The 15,881-nt window shown below is 73.0% G+C and carries 11 protein-coding genes; 5 read left to right on the forward strand and 6 right to left on the reverse strand.

Annotated elements, in window-relative coordinates; all coding sequences use genetic code 11:
- Positions 1 to 308 precede the first annotated feature (308 nt).
- The 4 genes from AB0442_RS20515 (at position 309) to araA (ending at position 6,257) form a co-directional block, all read left to right on the forward strand.
- Positions 309 to 1,343, forward strand: a complete 1,035-nt coding sequence (locus tag AB0442_RS20515; protein ID WP_366164357.1) for a LacI family DNA-binding transcriptional regulator — start codon at positions 309 to 311, stop codon at positions 1,341 to 1,343.
- A gap of 941 nt (positions 1,344 to 2,284) precedes the next feature.
- Positions 2,285 to 4,060, forward strand: a complete 1,776-nt coding sequence (locus tag AB0442_RS20520; protein ID WP_366164358.1) for a ribulokinase — start codon at positions 2,285 to 2,287, stop codon at positions 4,058 to 4,060.
- Positions 4,057 to 4,734 (forward strand): L-ribulose-5-phosphate 4-epimerase, encoded by a 678-nt coding sequence (locus AB0442_RS20525; protein ID WP_366164359.1) that lies wholly within the window; start codon positions 4,057 to 4,059, stop codon positions 4,732 to 4,734. Before AB0442_RS20520 ends, AB0442_RS20525 begins: the two co-directional genes overlap by 4 nt.
- Before the next feature lie 14 nt (positions 4,735 to 4,748).
- Positions 4,749 to 6,257, forward strand: a complete 1,509-nt coding sequence (araA, locus tag AB0442_RS20530; RefSeq protein WP_366164360.1) for an L-arabinose isomerase — start codon at positions 4,749 to 4,751, stop codon at positions 6,255 to 6,257.
- A gap of 76 nt (positions 6,258 to 6,333) precedes the next feature.
- Here araA and AB0442_RS20535 read toward each other — a convergent pair whose 3' ends face one another.
- The 6 genes from AB0442_RS20535 to AB0442_RS20560 form a co-directional block, all read right to left on the reverse strand.
- Entirely contained in the window at positions 6,334 to 7,533 is a 1,200-nt protein-coding gene (locus AB0442_RS20535; protein WP_366164361.1) for an MFS transporter, read from the reverse strand.
- Between the two features lie 46 nt (positions 7,534 to 7,579).
- Positions 7,580 to 8,059 (reverse strand): RICIN domain-containing protein, encoded by a 480-nt coding sequence (locus AB0442_RS20540; protein ID WP_366164362.1) that lies wholly within the window; start codon positions 8,057 to 8,059, stop codon positions 7,580 to 7,582.
- A gap of 135 nt (positions 8,060 to 8,194) precedes the next feature.
- A complete protein-coding gene (gene mmsB, locus AB0442_RS20545) occupies positions 8,195 to 9,430 on the reverse strand; it encodes a multiple monosaccharide ABC transporter permease (RefSeq protein ID WP_344624495.1) in 1,236 nt (411 codons plus the stop codon).
- Positions 9,431 to 9,433: 3 nt separating this feature from the next.
- A complete protein-coding gene (gene mmsA, locus AB0442_RS20550; RefSeq protein ID WP_366164363.1) occupies positions 9,434 to 11,041 on the reverse strand; it encodes a multiple monosaccharide ABC transporter ATP-binding protein in 1,608 nt (535 codons plus the stop codon).
- A gap of 84 nt (positions 11,042 to 11,125) precedes the next feature.
- A complete protein-coding gene (chvE, locus tag AB0442_RS20555) occupies positions 11,126 to 12,229 on the reverse strand; it encodes a multiple monosaccharide ABC transporter substrate-binding protein (RefSeq protein ID WP_366164364.1) in 1,104 nt (367 codons plus the stop codon).
- A gap of 354 nt (positions 12,230 to 12,583) precedes the next feature.
- The gene (locus AB0442_RS20560) at positions 12,584 to 14,260 is read right to left on the reverse strand and encodes a carbohydrate binding domain-containing protein (RefSeq protein ID WP_366164365.1); all 1,677 of its coding nucleotides are present in this window, start codon (positions 14,258 to 14,260) and stop codon (positions 12,584 to 12,586) included.
- Positions 14,261 to 14,724: 464 nt separating this feature from the next.
- On the opposite strand from AB0442_RS20560, the gene rsgA reads away from it, so the two are divergent.
- Positions 14,725 to 15,834 carry a ribosome small subunit-dependent GTPase A gene (gene rsgA, locus AB0442_RS20565; RefSeq protein ID WP_366164366.1) on the forward strand — a complete coding sequence of 370 codons (1,110 nt, stop codon included), beginning with the start codon at positions 14,725 to 14,727 and terminating at the stop codon, positions 15,832 to 15,834.
- Positions 15,835 to 15,881: the final 47 nt, after the last annotated feature.

Raw genomic sequence — 15,881 nt, forward strand, 5'->3', positions numbered from 1 at the left:
GGGCGCGGTACCCGGCCGTTCAAGCCGTGGCGCCCCGGTCTCCTGGCCGCGGTGTCCCGTTCTGCCGGGTCCCGTGTGGGCAGTGCGGGCCGTGTCGTTCCCCGTGTGCCGGGCCGGGCCGTCCCCTTTCGCCGCGGTCGTGGTGCCGGCCGTACCGGCCATGTCGGCTCCGGCCTCCAGCCGGGTTGTCCGCACCCTCGACCGGAGTGTCCCCCGCTTGCTATGTGAACGCAAACAATTACACTCCCTTCCGCACTCGTGAGACAGTTGCAGCCGCATCTGGCTCTGCACCGACAAGGGGGCTGTGAGTGGGAAGTGAGACTGCCGGGACGGATCCCCGACAGCCGGTGATGGCCGACGTCGCCAAGCTCGCCGGCGTGTCGCACCAGACCGTCTCCCGCGTCCTGAACGGAGCCCCGCACGTTCGGCCCGGGACCCGGGACAAGGTGCTCGCCGCCATCCGGGAGCTGGACTACCGACCCAACTCGGCCGCGCGGGCGCTGGTCACCCGCCGCTCCCAGACGCTCGGCGTGGTGAGCTTCGCCAGCACCCTCTACGGCCCGGCCTCCATGCTCGACGGCATCGAGCAGGCCGCCCGCAGCGCCGGCTACTTCGTCAGCGTCGCCAGCCTCCGCTCACTGGACGCCCGTTCCGTCCAGGAGGCGGTGGACCGCCTCCGCGACCAGGGCGTCGAGGGGGTCGCGGTCATCGCCCCGCAGATCTCCGCGGTCGGCGCGGTGGCCCGGCTGTCCAGTTCCGTCCCGGTCGTCGCGGTGGGCTCCGGCAGCCGCTCGCGCGTCCCGATGGTCGCGGTCGACAACCTCACCGGCGCGGCCGCGGCCACCCGCCACCTGCTCGACCTCGGCCACGGCACGGTGCACCACGTCGCCGGTCCGGCCGGCTGGCTGGAGACCCAGGACCGCCTGGACGGTTGGCGCCGCACCCTGGAGGAGTCGGGCGCCCCGGTGCCGCAGGTCTACAGCGGCGACTGGAGCGCCCGGTCCGGGTACGAGGCGGGCCGGCAGATCGCGGCGGACCCGGAGGTGACCGCGGTCTTCTGCGCCAACGACCACATGGCCCTGGGCCTGCTGCGGGCGCTGCACGAGGCCGGCCGCCCGGTGCCCGGCGAGATCAGCGTCATCGGCTTCGACGACATCCCGGAGTCCGCCTACTTCACCCCGCCGCTCACCACCGTCCGCCAGGACTTCGGCGAACTGGGCCGCCGCGCCCTCGAGTTGCTCGTCGAGGAGCTCGCCGGGGTGGCGCACGCCCGCAGCCACGTCCTGGTCGCCCCGGAGATGGTCCTGCGCCGCTCCACCGGCCCGGCCCGCCGCCCTGCCTGACCGACCGGCCTGGTCGGTCGCAGCCTGCCGCTCCACCTGCCGCGAGGCCGGGTACCCCTCAGGGGCGCGTGGGGGCACTTCCCGGTCGAAGGCCGGGGGAGAACCGCGCAGTCCGGGGGCGGGCGGCTGAACAGCAGGGGGCAGCCCTTGCCCGGTACGACAGCCGCATCCCACTCGCGCGGTTCTCCGCGTCCCTGACCGGCCCGGCCGCCCCGAGGGTGCGGGCCGGGGGAGCCGCGGTTGTCGGGATGGCCGCGGCCGGGGGTGAGTTTCGGGTCCGTGGCCGACTCCCCGCTGCGGGCGTGCAGTTCCTGGTGTGATCGGCGGCGGTCCGTCCTGCTGCCCGAGGTCCGGGTGGCCGGGAGGCGGTGGTCCTGCTGCCGGTCGACGGTGCCCGGGGCGGTGCGGAGCCCGTCGGCGGGCGCCTGAGCGCCCCGCGGCCGTCCGGCCGTGTGCGGGTGTGCGCCCCGCGGCCGTCCTCGTGCATGCCCGGCGTGCGAACCGGTTCCGGGCCCGTCCGGTGCTTCGGGCGCGACCGGCTCGACCTGCGTGATCGGTCCGCCGGGTGCCGTGCGCCGCCCCGGGATCGGGGGTCCGGGCCGGGCCGTGCGTTCGACCTGCGCCGGAGGTGCCGCGGCCGCACGGTGGGGGAGGGGGCGTGCGGGCGGGTGGGCGTCCGGCCGGTACGTTCCCGCACCCTTGACAGTCAAAATGTGAACGTTAACAATCACAGCATCCGGAGTCGCCCGGCCTCGCCGGCCGACTCGGCCACCCGCTCCGCCGGCCGGCGGTCTCCCCGCTTCGACCTCCCGGCCCGGCGGCCGCCGTTCCGCTCCTTATGAGGGTGAGGCAGCGGAACACCGGCCGGCCGCCGGCCCGCGACGGTGCGGACCAGCCGGCGGCCGGCCCGAACTCCCCACCCCCTTACGAAGGATGAGACAGTGACCGAGACGCCCCCCACCCGGGCCGAGCAGACCGGCACCGAGCAGGCCGGCAGCGCGCCCGGCACCGGGCCGACCGGTGCGGCCGGGCCCGCCGGCGGCGACCGCTACGTCGTCGGCGTCGACTTCGGCACGCTCTCCGGCCGCGCCGTCGTCGTCCGCGTCCGGGACGGCGAGGAGATCGCCACCGCCGTCCACGGCTACCCGCACGCCGTCATCGAGGAGCGCCTGCCCGGCACCGGCCGCCCGCTGCCCCCCGACTGGGCCCTGCAGCACCCCGAGGACTGGCGCGAGGTGCTGCGCACCGCCGTCCCCGAGGCGCTCGCCGCCTCCGGCGTGGACGCGGCCGACGTCATCGGCATCGCCACCGACTTCACCGCCTGCACCGTGCTGCCCGTCCGCACCGACGGCACCCCGCTCGCCGAGCTGCCCGAGTGGGCCGCCCGCCCGCACGCCTGGCCCAAGCTGTGGAAGCACCACGCCGCCCAGCCGCAGGCCGACCGGATCAACGCCCTCGCCCACGCCCGCGGCGAGAAGTGGATCCACCGCTACGGCGGGCGGATCTCCGCCGAGTGGCAGTACGCCAAGGCCTTGCAGGTGCTGGAGGAGGACCCGCAGGTCTACGCCGCCTGCGAGCGCTGGATCGAGGCCGCCGACTGGATCGTCTGGCAGCTCACCGGCACCGAGACCCGCAACACCTGCACCGCCGGCTACAAGGGCATCCACCAGGACGGCGCCTACCCGGACGAGGACTACCTCGCCGCGCTGAACCCCGGCTTCGCCGACTTCGCCCGCACCCGCCTGGAGCACCCGCTGCTCCCGCTCGGCAGCCGGGCCGGCTCGCTGACCGCCGAGGCCGCCGCCTGGACCGGCCTGCCCGAGGGCATCGCGGTGGCCGCCGGCAACGTCGACGCCCACGTCGCCGCCCCCGCCGCCCGCGCCGTCGACGACGGCCGACTGCTCGCCATCATGGGCACCTCCACCTGCCACGTCGTCAACGGCCCGGCGCTGGCCGACGTCCCCGGCATCTGCGGCGTCGTCGACGGCGGCATCGTCGCCGGCTCCTACGGCTACGAGGCCGGCCAGAGCGCCGTCGGCGACGTCTTCGCCTGGTGGCTGCGCCAGGGCGTCCCCGCCGAGTACCTCGCCGAGGCCGAGGCCACCGGCGAGGACCTCCACCAGCTCCTCAGCCGCAGGATCGCCGACCAGCCGGTCGGCGGCCACGGCCTGATCGCCCTCGACTGGATGGGCGGCAACCGCTCCGTCCTCGTCGACCACCACCTGTCCGGCGTGATCGTCGGCCTCACCCTCGCCACCCGCCCCGAAGAGGTCTACCGGGCGCTGCTGGAGGCCACCGCCTACGGCACCCGCACCATCGTCGAGGCACTGGAGGAGGGCGGCGTCCCCGTCACCGAGTTCGTCGTCGCCGGCGGCCTCAAGAAGAACGCCCTGCTCATGCAGATCTACGCCGACGTGCTGCGCCGCCCCGTCTCGCTCGCCGCCTCCGAGCAGGGCCCCGCGCTCGGCTCGGCCATCCATGCCGCGGTCGCCGCCGGCGCCCACCCCGACGTGCGCACCGCCTCCGAGGCCATGGGCCGGGTCCACCGCCACGCCCACCTCCCGGACGAGGCCCGCGCCGACGCCTACGACGCCCTCTACGCCGAGTACCGCTCCCTGCACGACCACTTCGGCACCGGCCCCGACAAGCAGCTGCACCGCCTGCGCGCCATCCGCAACGCCGCCCTGACCGCCCACCGCACCAGCGAGGACCGATGAGCTCCCCGATCGATCTGATCCGCCGCCAGGTCAGCGACCTCCACCAGGAACTGGTCCGCTACGACCTCGTCGTCTGGACCGCCGGAAACGTCTCCGCCCGCATCCCCGGCGAGGACCTGATGGTCATCAAGCCCAGCGGCGTCGCCTACGACGAGCTGACCCCCGAGGCCATGATCGTCTGCGACCTCGACGGCACCGTCGTCGCCGGCGAGCACAACCCGTCCTCCGACACCGCCGCCCACGCCTACGTCTACCGCCACATGCCCGAGGTCGGCGGCGTGGTCCACACCCACTCCACCTACGCCAGCGCCTGGGCCGCCCGCGGCGAGGCCGTGCCCTGCGTCCTGACCGCCATGGCCGACGAGTTCGGCGCCGAGATCCCGATCGGCCCGTTCGCACTCATCGGCGACGACTCCATCGGCCGCGGCATCGTCGACACCCTGCGCGGCCACCGCTCGCCCGCCGTCCTGATGAAGAACCACGGCGTCTTCACCATCGGCAAGGACGCCAAGGCCGCCGTGAAGGCCGCCGTCATGTGCGAGGACGTCGCCCGCACCGTCCACATCTCCCGGCAGCTCGGCGAACCCCAGCCCATCGCCCAGGCCGACATCGACCACCTCAACCACCGCTACCGACACGTCTACGGCCAGCAGACCGCGCCCGCGGCCCGGTGAAGGAGAACCACCCCATGACGCACCCCGCCGACACCCGCGAGATCTGGTTCCTCACCGGCAGCCAGGGCCTCTACGGCGACGACACCCTGCGCCAGGTCGCCGAGCAGTCCCGCGAGGTCGCCGCCGCGCTCTCCGCCGACGGCGGCATCCCCGTCCGCATCGTCTGGAAGCCCGTCCTCACCGACGCCGCCGCGATCCGCCGCACCTGCCTCGACGCCAACGCCGAGGACACCTGCATCGGCCTGATCGCCTGGATGCACACCTTCTCCCCGGCCAAGATGTGGATCGCCGGCCTCGACGCCCTGCGCAAGCCCCTGCTCCACCTGCACACCCAGGCCAACCGCCGGCTGCCCTGGTCCACCATCGACATGGACTTCATGAACCTGAACCAGGCCGCCCACGGCGACCGCGAGTTCGGCTACATCCAGTCCCGCCTCGGCGTCGCCCGCAAGACCGTCGCCGGCCACGCCAGCGACCCGTCCGTCGTCCGCCGCGTCGCCTCCTGGGCCCGCGCCGCCGCCGGCCGCGCCGAACTCGCCACCCTCAGGCTCGCCCGCTTCGGCGACAACATGCGCGACGTCGCCGTCACCGAGGGCGACAAGGTCGAGGCCCAGCTGCGCCTCGGCGTCTCCGTCAACACCTACGGCGTCAACGACCTCGTCACCGCCGTCGACGCCGCCACCGACGAGGACGTCAACGACCTCGTCAAGGAGTACGACGAGCTCTACCGGCTCGCCCCCGAACTCCGCGCCGGCGGCGACCGGCACGACTCGCTCCGCTACGCCGCCCGCATCGAACTCGGCCTGCGCACCTTCCTCAGCGACGGCGGCTTCGGCGCCTTCACCACCAACTTCGAGGACCTCGGCGGCCTGCGCCAGCTCCCCGGCCTCGCCGTCCAGCGCCTGATGGCCGACGGCTACGGCTTCGGCGGCGAGGGCGACTGGAAGACCGCCGTCCTGCTGCGGACCCTCAAGACCGCCGCCGCGGGCCTGCCCGGCGGCACCTCCTTCATGGAGGACTACACCTACCACCTGGAGCCCGGCCAGGAACTCATCCTCGGCGCCCACATGCTGGAGGTCTGCCCGACCATCGCCGCCGCCACCCCCTCCTGCGAGATCCACCCGCTGTCGATCGGCGGCCGCGAGGACCCCGTCCGCCTCGTCTTCGACGCCGAACCCGGCCCCGCCGTCGTCGTCGGCATGGCCGACCTCGGCGACCGCTTCCGCCTCGTCGCCAACGAGGTCGACGTCGTCGCCCCCACCGAGCCGCTGCCCCACCTGCCGGTCGCCCGCGCCGTCTGGAAGCCCCGCCCCGACCTGCGCACCTCCACCGAAGCGTGGCTCACCGCCGGTGGGCCCCACCACACCGTCCTCACCCGGGCCCTCGGTGCCGAGGAGCTCGACGACCTCGCCGAGATGCTCTCCGTCGAACTCGTCCTCGTCGACGCCGACACCACCATGCGCCGCTTCACCCGCGAACTGCGCTGGAACCAGGCCTACCACCGCCTCGCCAAGGCCCTCTGAGCCCCGCTCACCGGCCGTGCCCGACGGGCCCGTGCCTCCGCGTCCCGCGGGGGTGCGGGCCCGTCCGCGTGCCCCCTCAGCGGCCCGGCACCGGGCGGCGCAGCAGGTACAGGCCGGCGAAGACCGTCAGCAGCGCCATGCAGACGATGAACACCACCCCCGCGTCCTCCAGCCCCACCGGCTCGGACAGCACACCCACGCCGATCACCGGGATCGAGATCCCGGTGTACGCCACCACGAACAGCGAGGAGATCGACCCGGCCCGGTGCTCCGCGGGCGCCGCGGCAGCCACCGCACCCACCGAACCGCGCAGCGCCAGCCCCTGGCCCGAACCACCGACCAGCGCACTCAGCACCAGCAGCGCCAGCAGCTCCGCCAACAGCGCGCCGCCGAGCAGCGCCAACCCCACCAGCAGCACCGCGCAGCCCAGCGGCAGCGCCCGCCGCGCGCCCAGCGGCCCGGCCGCCAACTGGCCGCCCGTCGACGCCAGGAACGTCGCGAAGACGATCAGGCCGATCAGTGCCCGGTCGTGCACGTCCAGGGTCTGCGCCAGGAACGCCGGCGACACCGCCGTGAACACCCCCAGCAGCGCGAACCCGGCGAACGACGCCACCCCCGCCGGCACGAACACCCCGCGCACCTCCGGCGGCAGGCTCGGTGCCTTCACCCGCGCCGCCGACAGCCCCTTCGCCCCCGCCACCGACTCCGGCAGGGCCAGCAGCACGCCCACCGCGACCGCCACCATCACCAGGTGCACCACGAACGGGAGCACCAGCGGATCCGGCGCGTACTCGGCCAGGACGCCCGACAGCAGCGGGCCCAGCCCCAGGCCGCCCATGTTCGCCGCCGTCGCCGCGAACGCCGCCCGGCCCTCCCGGCCGGCCGGCGCCAGCTCCAGCACGTACGCGGTCGCCGTCCCCGTGAACAGGCCCGCCGAGAGACCCGACATCAGCCGGCCCAGGCACAGCAGCGGCACCCCGCCCTCGAACAGGAAGCAGAAGGCGCTCAGCGCCGCGAAGCCGAGCCCGGCCAGCAGCACCGGCCTGCGGCCGACGGTGTCCGAGACGTTGCCGACCGCCAGCAGCACCCCGATCACCGCGAAGGCGTACACCGCGAAGACCACCGTGACGACCAGCTCGGAGAAGCCCAGCTCCTCCTGGTACAGCGAGTACAGGGGGGTGGGGAGGGTGGTGCCGGCCATGCAGACCGCGAAGACGCCGGAGGCGGCCAGGTACGCCTTGGCACCGGTCGGACGGCCGCTCTGACGATCGCTCATGCGCCCACGGTACGGGCCCGGCGCCACCGGCCCGCGGGGGCGCGCGTCAGGCGGGCTCCAGCCGCCACCACTGCGCGGGTGCGTCGGCGTCCTCCTGCTGGCGCACCGAGCCGTCCGCGCAGCCCTCCACGGCCTTGCCGCTGATCACCGCGACCACCGTGAAGGTTCCCGGTGCGTCCACGTGCCGTTCGAACAGCCACTCCTGGGCGCCGAAGCCGTTCGGCGACCACTGCTGGATCGGCACCCCGTCCTCCGTGCGGGCACCCATGACGTCGAGGCGCTTGCCGCTCGCGGCGTTCTCCAGGTGGTACAGGCCCGCCCCGGGATGCACCGGCAACACCCGCCAGACCTGGGACTCGCTGCCGTCGTCGGCCGCGTGCCGGGCCTTCGCCCCGCTGCCGGCGCGCCCGCCGGCGATCTCCAGCAGCAGACCGCTGCCGACGTTGCGCAGCCGGTAGCGGCCCTCCGCCACCGGCCCCTGGGCCAACGGCCCGTGCGCCGACCCGCCCGACCGTGCTCCGCCCATGTGGTGTCCCGCCGCCGCCCGGCCGCCCGGGTGCGGCCGTCCTCGGAGGTCCACGCTACGCGCCGGCACCGACGGAAAGGGCTCCGCCCGGTGTGCGCACACACACCGGGCGGAGCCGTTCGCGCGGGGTCGGGGTCAGGAGCCGACCTTGCGCTTGTTCCAGACGTCGAAGCCGACTGCGGCGAGCAGCACCAGGCCCTTGATGACCTGCTGGTAGTCGGTGCCGACGCCGACCAGGGACATGCCGTTGTTCAGGACGCCGAGGACCAGGCCGCCGATGATCGCGCCGAGCACCGTGCCGACGCCGCCGGAGGCGGAGGCACCGCCGATGAAGGCCGCCGCGATCGCCTCCAGTTCGAAGTTGATGCCGGCCTGCGGGGTGCCGGCGTTGAGCCGGGCGGCGAAGACCAGGCCGGCCAGGGCCGCGAGCACGCCCATGTTGACGAAGGCGAGGAAGACGACCCGCTTGCTCTTCACGCCGGAGAGCTTCGCGGCGGGTTCGTTGCCGCCGATCGCGTAGGTGTGCCGGCCGATGATCGAGTTCCGCATCAGGTAGCCGAAGCCGACCAGCAGCGCGCCGAGGATCAGCAGCACGATGGGGGCGCCGTGGTAGCTGGCGAGCAGCAGGGTGAAGACGAGGACGGCGGCGGTGATCGCGGCGAGCTTGGCGAGGAAGAAGCCGACCGGCAGCAGCTCCAGGCCGTAGGAGGCGGCCTGGCGGCGTCCGCGGACCTCCTGCAGCACGGCGATCGCGAGCACGCCGAGGCCGAGCAGCAGGGTCAGGTTGTGGTAGTTGGTGTGCGGGCCGACCTCGGGGAGGAAGCCGCTGGAGATCTTCTGGAAGCCCTTGGGGAACGGCGCGATGGACTGGCCCTGGAGCAGGATCTGGGTGCCGCCGCGGAAGAGCAGCATGCCGGCCAGGGTGACGATGAACGAGGGGATGCCGATGTAGGCGATCCAGAAGCCCTGCCAGGCGCCGGCGACCGCGCCGATCAGCAGGGCCAGCACCAGGGCGAGCGGCCACGGCAGGTCGTGCTTGACCATCATCACCGCCGCCGCCGCTCCGACGAAGGCGGCCAGTGAACCCACCGACAGGTCGATGTGGCCGGCGATGATGACGATCATCATGCCGATCGCCAGGATCAGGATGTAGCCGTTCTGCTGGATCAGGTTGGTGATGTTGAGCGGCTTCAGCAGGGTGCCGTCGGTCCAGATCTGGAACAGCACCACGATCAGCGCGAGGGCGACCAGCATGCCGTACTGGCGGACGTTGCCGCGCAGCGCGTCGGCCAGCACGGCGCCGGTGGAGCGGGTCCGTGCGGGGGCCGCCGGGCCCGGCGGGGTCGTCGGGGTGGTCTGGGTCTGGGCCATGCCTTACACCTGCTCGGGTCGGGGTGCTGCGGTCTGCGGGGCCGCGGTCTGCGGGGATGCTGCCTGCGGGACGGCGGTCTGCGGGGCGGCGCTCACGGTCATGAGGCGCATCAGGGACTCCTGGTCGGCGTCGGCACGGGCCACCTCGCCGGTGATCCGGCCCTCGGCCATGGTGTAGATCCGGTCGCACAGGCCCAGGAGCTCGGGGAGTTCGGAGGAGATCACCAGCACGGCCTTGCCCTGTGCGGCGAGGTCGGCGATCACCTGGTAGATCTCGGCCTTGGCGCCGATGTCGATGCCGCGGGTCGGCTCGTCGAGGATCAGCACCTCCGGTCCGGCGAAGATCCACTTGCTGAGGACGACCTTCTGCTGGTTGCCGCCGCTGAGCTTGCCGGTCTCGGCGAACACCGAGGGCGCCTTGATGTTCATCGACGCCCGGTAGGCCTCGGCGACCTTGGTCTCCTCGTGCCGGTTCACCCAGCCCCGCCGGGCGACCTTGCCGAGCGCGCTCAGCGTGATGTTCCGGCTGATGTCGTCGATGAGGTTGAGGCCGAGGTGCTTGCGGTCCTCGGTGACGTACGCGATGCCGTGGCCGATCGCCTGCGGCACCGTCCGGGTGGAGACCTCCCGGCCGTGCACCAGCACCCGTCCGCCGGTGTACCGGCCGTAGGAGCGGCCGAAGACGCTCATCGCGAGTTCGGTGCGGCCGGCGCCCATCAGGCCGGCGATGCCGACGATCTCGCCGGCGCGGACGGTCAGCGAGGCGCCGTCGACGACGTTGCGGTGGTGGTCGATCGGGTGCTGGACGGTCCAGTCCTCGACGGCGAAGGCGACCTCGCCGATCGCGGGGGTGCGCTCGGGGTAGCGGTGCTCCAGGTCGCGGCCGACCATGCCGCGGATGATGCGGTCCTCGGCGATGCCGTCGGCGCCGACCGGGATGGTCTCGATGGTGCGGCCGTCGCGCAGCACGGTGACGGAGTCGGCGACCCGGGCGATCTCGTTGAGCTTGTGCGAGATGATGATGCAGGAGATGCCCTGGGCCTTGAGCTCCAGCATCAGGTCGAGCAGCTTGCGGCTGTCCTCGTCGTTCAGCGCCGCGGTGGGCTCGTCGAGGATGAGCAGCTTCACCTCCTTCGCGAGCGCCTTGGCGATCTCGACGAGCTGCTGCTTGCCGACGCCGATGTCGGCGATCCGGGTCTGCGGGTTCTCGTGCAGGCCGACCCGCTTGAGCAGGGCGGCGGCGTGGGTGAGCGTCCGGTGCCAGCTGATGATGCCGCGCGTGGCGTGCTCGTTGCCGAGGAAGATGTTCTCGGCGATCGACAGGTACGGCACCAGGGCGAGCTCCTGGTGGATGATCACGATGCCGCGCTGTTCGCTGGCCCGGATGTCCTTGAACCGGCAGGGCTCGCCCTCGAAGAGGATCTCGCCCTCGTAGCTGCCGTGCGGGTACACCCCGCTCAGCACCTTCATCAGGGTGGACTTGCCGGCGCCGTTCTCGCCGCAGATCGCGTGGATCTCCCCGGCGGCGACGCTGAGCTCGACGTCGGAGAGGGCTTTGACGCCGGGGAAGGTCTTGGTGATCGAACGCATCTCGAGGACAGGTCCGGCCATGGGGTGCTTCCGTATCTCTGGGGGGCGGCGGGGCGGGGGCGGTCCCGCCCCGCCGCCGGGTCGGCGGCCCGTGCGGGCCCGGGGCTACTTCAGCTGGTCGGCCGTGTACTGGCCGCCGTCGACGAGGACCTTGGCGTAGTTCTCCTTGTCGACGCTGACCGGCTGCAGCAGGTAGGCCGGGACGACCTTGGCGCCGTTGTCGTACTGGGTGGTGTCGTTGGTCTCCGGCTTGCCGCCGGTGAGCACCGCGTCGCCCATCTGGACGGCGACCTTGGCGAGTTCGCGGGTGTCCTTGTAGACGGTCTGGGTCTGCTCGCCCGCGATGATCGACTTCACCGAGGCCAGCTCGGCGTCCTGGCCGGTGACGATCGGCAGCGCCTTGCCGGCGCTGCCGTAGCCGACGCCCTTGAGCGAGGAGAGGATGCCGATCGAGATGCCGTCGTAGGGCGAGAGCACCGCGTCCACGTGGGCGCTCGTGTAGGACTTGCTCAGCAGGTTGTCCATCCGGGACTGCGCGACGCCGCCGTCCCAGCGCAGCGTGGCGACCTGGTTGAAGGCGGTCTGGCCGCTCTGCACGACGAGCTTCTTGCTGTCGATGTACGGCTTGAGGACGCTCATCGCGCCGTTGAAGAAGAACTGCGCGTTGTTGTCGTCGGGCGAGCCGGCGAACAGCTCGACGTTGAACGGGCCCTTGCCGTCCTTGAGGCCGAGCTTGTCGGCGATGTACGTGCCCTGCAGCACGCCGACCTTGAAGTTGTCGAAGGTGGCGTAGTAGTCGACGTTCTTGGTGCCGCGGATCAGCCGGTCGTAGGAGATCACCGGGATGTGGGCGTCGGCGGCCTTCTGCAGCACGTCGGTGAGCGAGGAGCCGTCGATCGCGGCGACGACCAGGAGCTTGGCGCCCTTGGTGATCATGTTCTCGATCTGGGACACCTGGTTCTCGACGACGTTGTCGCCGTACTGCAGGTCGGTCTTGTAGCCCTTGCCCTGGAACTCCTTGACCATGTTGTTGCCGTCGTTGATCCAGCGCTCGGAGGACTTGGTCGGCATGGCGATGCCGACCAGCCCGCCCTTGGCGCCGTCCTTCGACGCGCCGTTGCCGTCGCCGACGCCGTTGGCGCTCTGGCCGCAGGCCGCCAGCGACAGCGCGAGACCGGCCGCGGCGAGGGCCGTAGAGAGCTTCCGCACAGTTCCTCCAGGGGTGTGCCGCGACCGGGGCGGGCGGGGAGCGCCGGGTCGGTCGAGCGGTGGTTCGTGGGCAGGTGTCGAGCAGGGGGTGGGCGCCAGGGGGGCCGACCGGTTCGGTCAGGTTCCTGTCCGGGGCCCTGGCCTGGCGTTACCTGAGTGTTAACGCTCACAAGAAGCCCGTCAAGAGGGGCTGGAGTCACCATCGGGTCACGCGCGGGCATAGATATGGAAGCGCTGTGCAGGCTGCTTGACGGGCGGACTGTTAGCGCTAACAATTTGCCCGGGAGAGGCTGCCCGGACGCACGGGAGCCGCCCCCGCCGGTGGGCGGGGGCGGCTCTGCGGACCTGCGGTCGTCAGCCGGTGAAGCCGGCCGTGATCGAGGTGAACTGCCAGGTGTTCTGGTTGATGCCGGAGCAGTTCTCGGCCACGCCGCCGCCGGCGCACGGCCGGTCGCGGTTGACCGACCAGAAGGCCAGGCGGGCGATGTGGTTGGTGTTGGCCCAGTCGCGGATGCTCGTCCAGGTCGCCGGCGTGGTGGTCTCCTGGTTGTCCGAGAGGCCGTTCATGCCGGAGATGCCGACGTGGGCGTAGGCGGTGGCGTCGTCCCAGCCGAAGGTCGACTTCAGCTTGGACTTCAGGCCGTTCGCCGCGCTGACGGTGCTGCCGTACATGTCGGCGCCGCCGCCGAAGTCGAACGGCATGATGGTGAAGACGTCGATGTCCGCGCCGAGCGCCTTCGCCTGCTCGATCAGCCGGTTGCCGTAGTAGGTCGGGCCGGTGGTCGCGGTGCCGAAGGTGAGGATCGTCCGCAGGCCCGGGTTGTTCTGCTTGACGATCTTCAGGGCGCCGAGGATGCGGTCCTGGACGACGGTGTTCTCGAACTCGTCGGTGTTCTCGATGTCGACGTCGATCGCCTTCAGCCCGTACGCGCTGATCACCTGCTGGTAGGCGGCGGCCAGGGCCTCGGGGGTGGCGCAGTTCGGGCCGAGCTTGTTGCCCTGCCAGCCGCCGATCGACGGGACGACGTCGCCGCCGGCCGCCCGGATCGCGTTGATCGTCTGCTGGTCGACGCCGCCGGTGAGCGGACGCTGGCCGTCCCAGGACGGGTTGCAGCCGCCCGAGGAGAGGATGAACGCCATGGTGAACCACTTGATGCCGGTGGCGCTCATCACCGTGGTCGCGGACGGCGGCTCGCCCCAGCCCATGTAGAGGTAGGGCGCGGCCTGCTTGAAGCCGGTGCCGCCGCCCCCGCCGCCGGAGCCGGTCGTGGCCGAGGCGGCGTTGGAGGCGGCCGAGGTGTTGCCCGCCGCGTCCCGCGCCTTGACGGTGAAGGTGTAGGAGGTGCTCGCGGCCAGGCCGGTCACGGTCGCCGAGGTGCCGGTGCTGCCGGCCACCACGTTCGAGCCGCTGTAGACGTCGTAGCCGGTCACGCCGACGTTGTCGGTGGAGGCGTTCCACGACAGCGAGACGGTCGAGGAGGTCGTGCCGGTCGCGGTGAGGCCGCCCGGCGCGGTCGGCGCCTGGGTGTCGCCGCCGCCCCCGCCGCCGCCCGGGCCGTCCAGGCTGATGTCGTCGGCGTAGTAGGTGCCCTGGCCGTACCAGCCGTGGGTGAAGATCTGCGCGCTGGTCTGGCTCGCGCCGGTGGTGAAGGTCACCGACAGCTGCTGGTACGAGGCGGCGGACGGCGTCCAGGTGGAGGCGCCGCCGGTCACGCCCAGGTAGACGTAGTTGCCGCGGACCCAGCCGGACAGCGTGTACGTGGTGTTGGGCTGCACCGGGACGGTCTGGGTGCACTGCGCGGTGTCGCTCGCGCTCGCCGCGGCGGCGAGCGCCTTGCTGCCGGAGTGGACGGGGGAGCCCACCACCGAGCCGAGCCCGCCGGTGCAGGACCAGCCGCTGAGCGTGCCGCTCTCGAAGCCGGGATTGGTGAGCAGGTTGGCCGCATGGGCCGTAGCGGGCAGGGCGACGGCCGCGGCCGAGCCCAGCGCGACGGCGCCGAGCGCCGCCACGAGGCGGTTGCGGGAACGCACAGGACCTCCAGTGGGGGATGGGGGTTGCGGCCGCAGGGGTGCGGGGGAGCCGTGCAGGCCGCGTGCACCGCCAAGATGGACTAGACCAATATCGGGTGTCAAGGGCCCGTCAACGACCATCGGCGGAACCGCACTCGGCCCGGTACGGCACCCTCCCAGGTGGGACCGCCCGGGGCCGGTGGCCCAGCCCCCGCGCAGCCGCGGAAATATTCGCTGGCGCGGCCCCGCCGGCCGTGGCTACCGTGGTGCCGTTCGGGAGGGCCCGCCGAGGGCCGTCCCCCCGTCGAGCCAGCCCTGCACACCCGGAGGTGAGGACCGTGATGACCGTCGCTGCGCTGGACGCTGCCCGCGTCCGTACGTCGTTCACTCCCACCCCCGTGGCCACCGGCTGACCTCCACGACTCCTTGACGCGCCGTCGGGCGCGCACCGCCGGGGCCACCCTCGCCGAAGGGCCCACCCCACCGTGACCAGCTCCACCTCCGCCGCCCTCCCGCTCTCCGCCCACGGCTGGAACGAGGACAGGGCGGCCGAGTTCGCCTTCTACGCCGAGGCGGGGCTCACCCCCGCCCTGATCTCCCGCGTCGACCGCGGCCGGTGCGACGTCCTGCTCGCCGACCCCGAGTCCGGCGAGCTGCGCACCGTCCGCGCCGACACCCGGCCGGTCGGCGACCCCGACCCGGTCAAGTGCCCCTGCACCGGGGACTGGGCCGCCGTCGACCTCGCCGCGCAGCCCCTGCCCACCGTCTCCGCCCTGCTGGGCCGCAGCACCGCGATCGTCCGCAAGACCGCGGGCGGCCGCTCCGACGGCCAGGTGCTCGCCGCCAACGTCGACACCGTCATGATCGCGGTCTCGCTCGCCGCCGACCCGGACCTCGGGCGGATCGAGCGCTTCCTCGCCCTCGCCTGGGAGAGCGGCGCCGTCCCGCTGGTCGTCCTCACCAAGGCCGACCTGGTCGACGACGCCGACTTCATCCGCGAGGACGTGGAGAAGATCGCCCCGGGCGCCGCCGTGCTCACCGTCAGTGCCGGGACGGGCGAGGGCATGGACGAGCTGCGCGCCCACCTGTCCGGCGCGACCGCCCTGGTCGGCCAGTCCGGCGCGGGCAAGTCCACGCTCACCAACGCCCTCGCCGGCCGGCACGCAATGGCCGTCCAGGAGACCCGCTCGGTCGACGAGAAGGGCCGCCACACCACCACCACCCGGGAGCTGATCCCGCTGCCGGGCGGCGGCGTGGTCATCGACACCCCCGGGCTGCGCGAGGTCGGCCTGTACGGCGGCGAGGGCGTCGACCTCGCCTTCGCCGACATCGCCGCGATCGCCGAGCGGTGCCGCTTCGACGACTGCAGCCACCGCTCCGAGCCGGGCTGCGCGGTCGCCGCCGCGCTGGAGGACGGCACGCTGCCGCAGCGCCGGATGGACAGCTACCTCAAGCTCCAGCGCGAGAACGAGTGGATCGCCTCGCGCAGCGACGCCCGGGTCGCCGCCGAGCGGGCCAGGAAGTGGAAGGCCGTCACCAAGTCGATGCGGGGCTCGTCGAGCCCCACCCGGCACGACCCGCGCCGCACCCGCTGAGCCGGAGGGCCGCCGGGCCCCGCCGGGCCCGGCGGCCGGGCGCCCGC

The sequence above is a fragment of the Kitasatospora sp. NPDC085895 genome, assembly GCF_040702125.1.
Taxonomy (GTDB): Bacteria; Actinomycetota; Actinomycetes; order Streptomycetales; family Streptomycetaceae; genus Kitasatospora; species Kitasatospora arboriphila.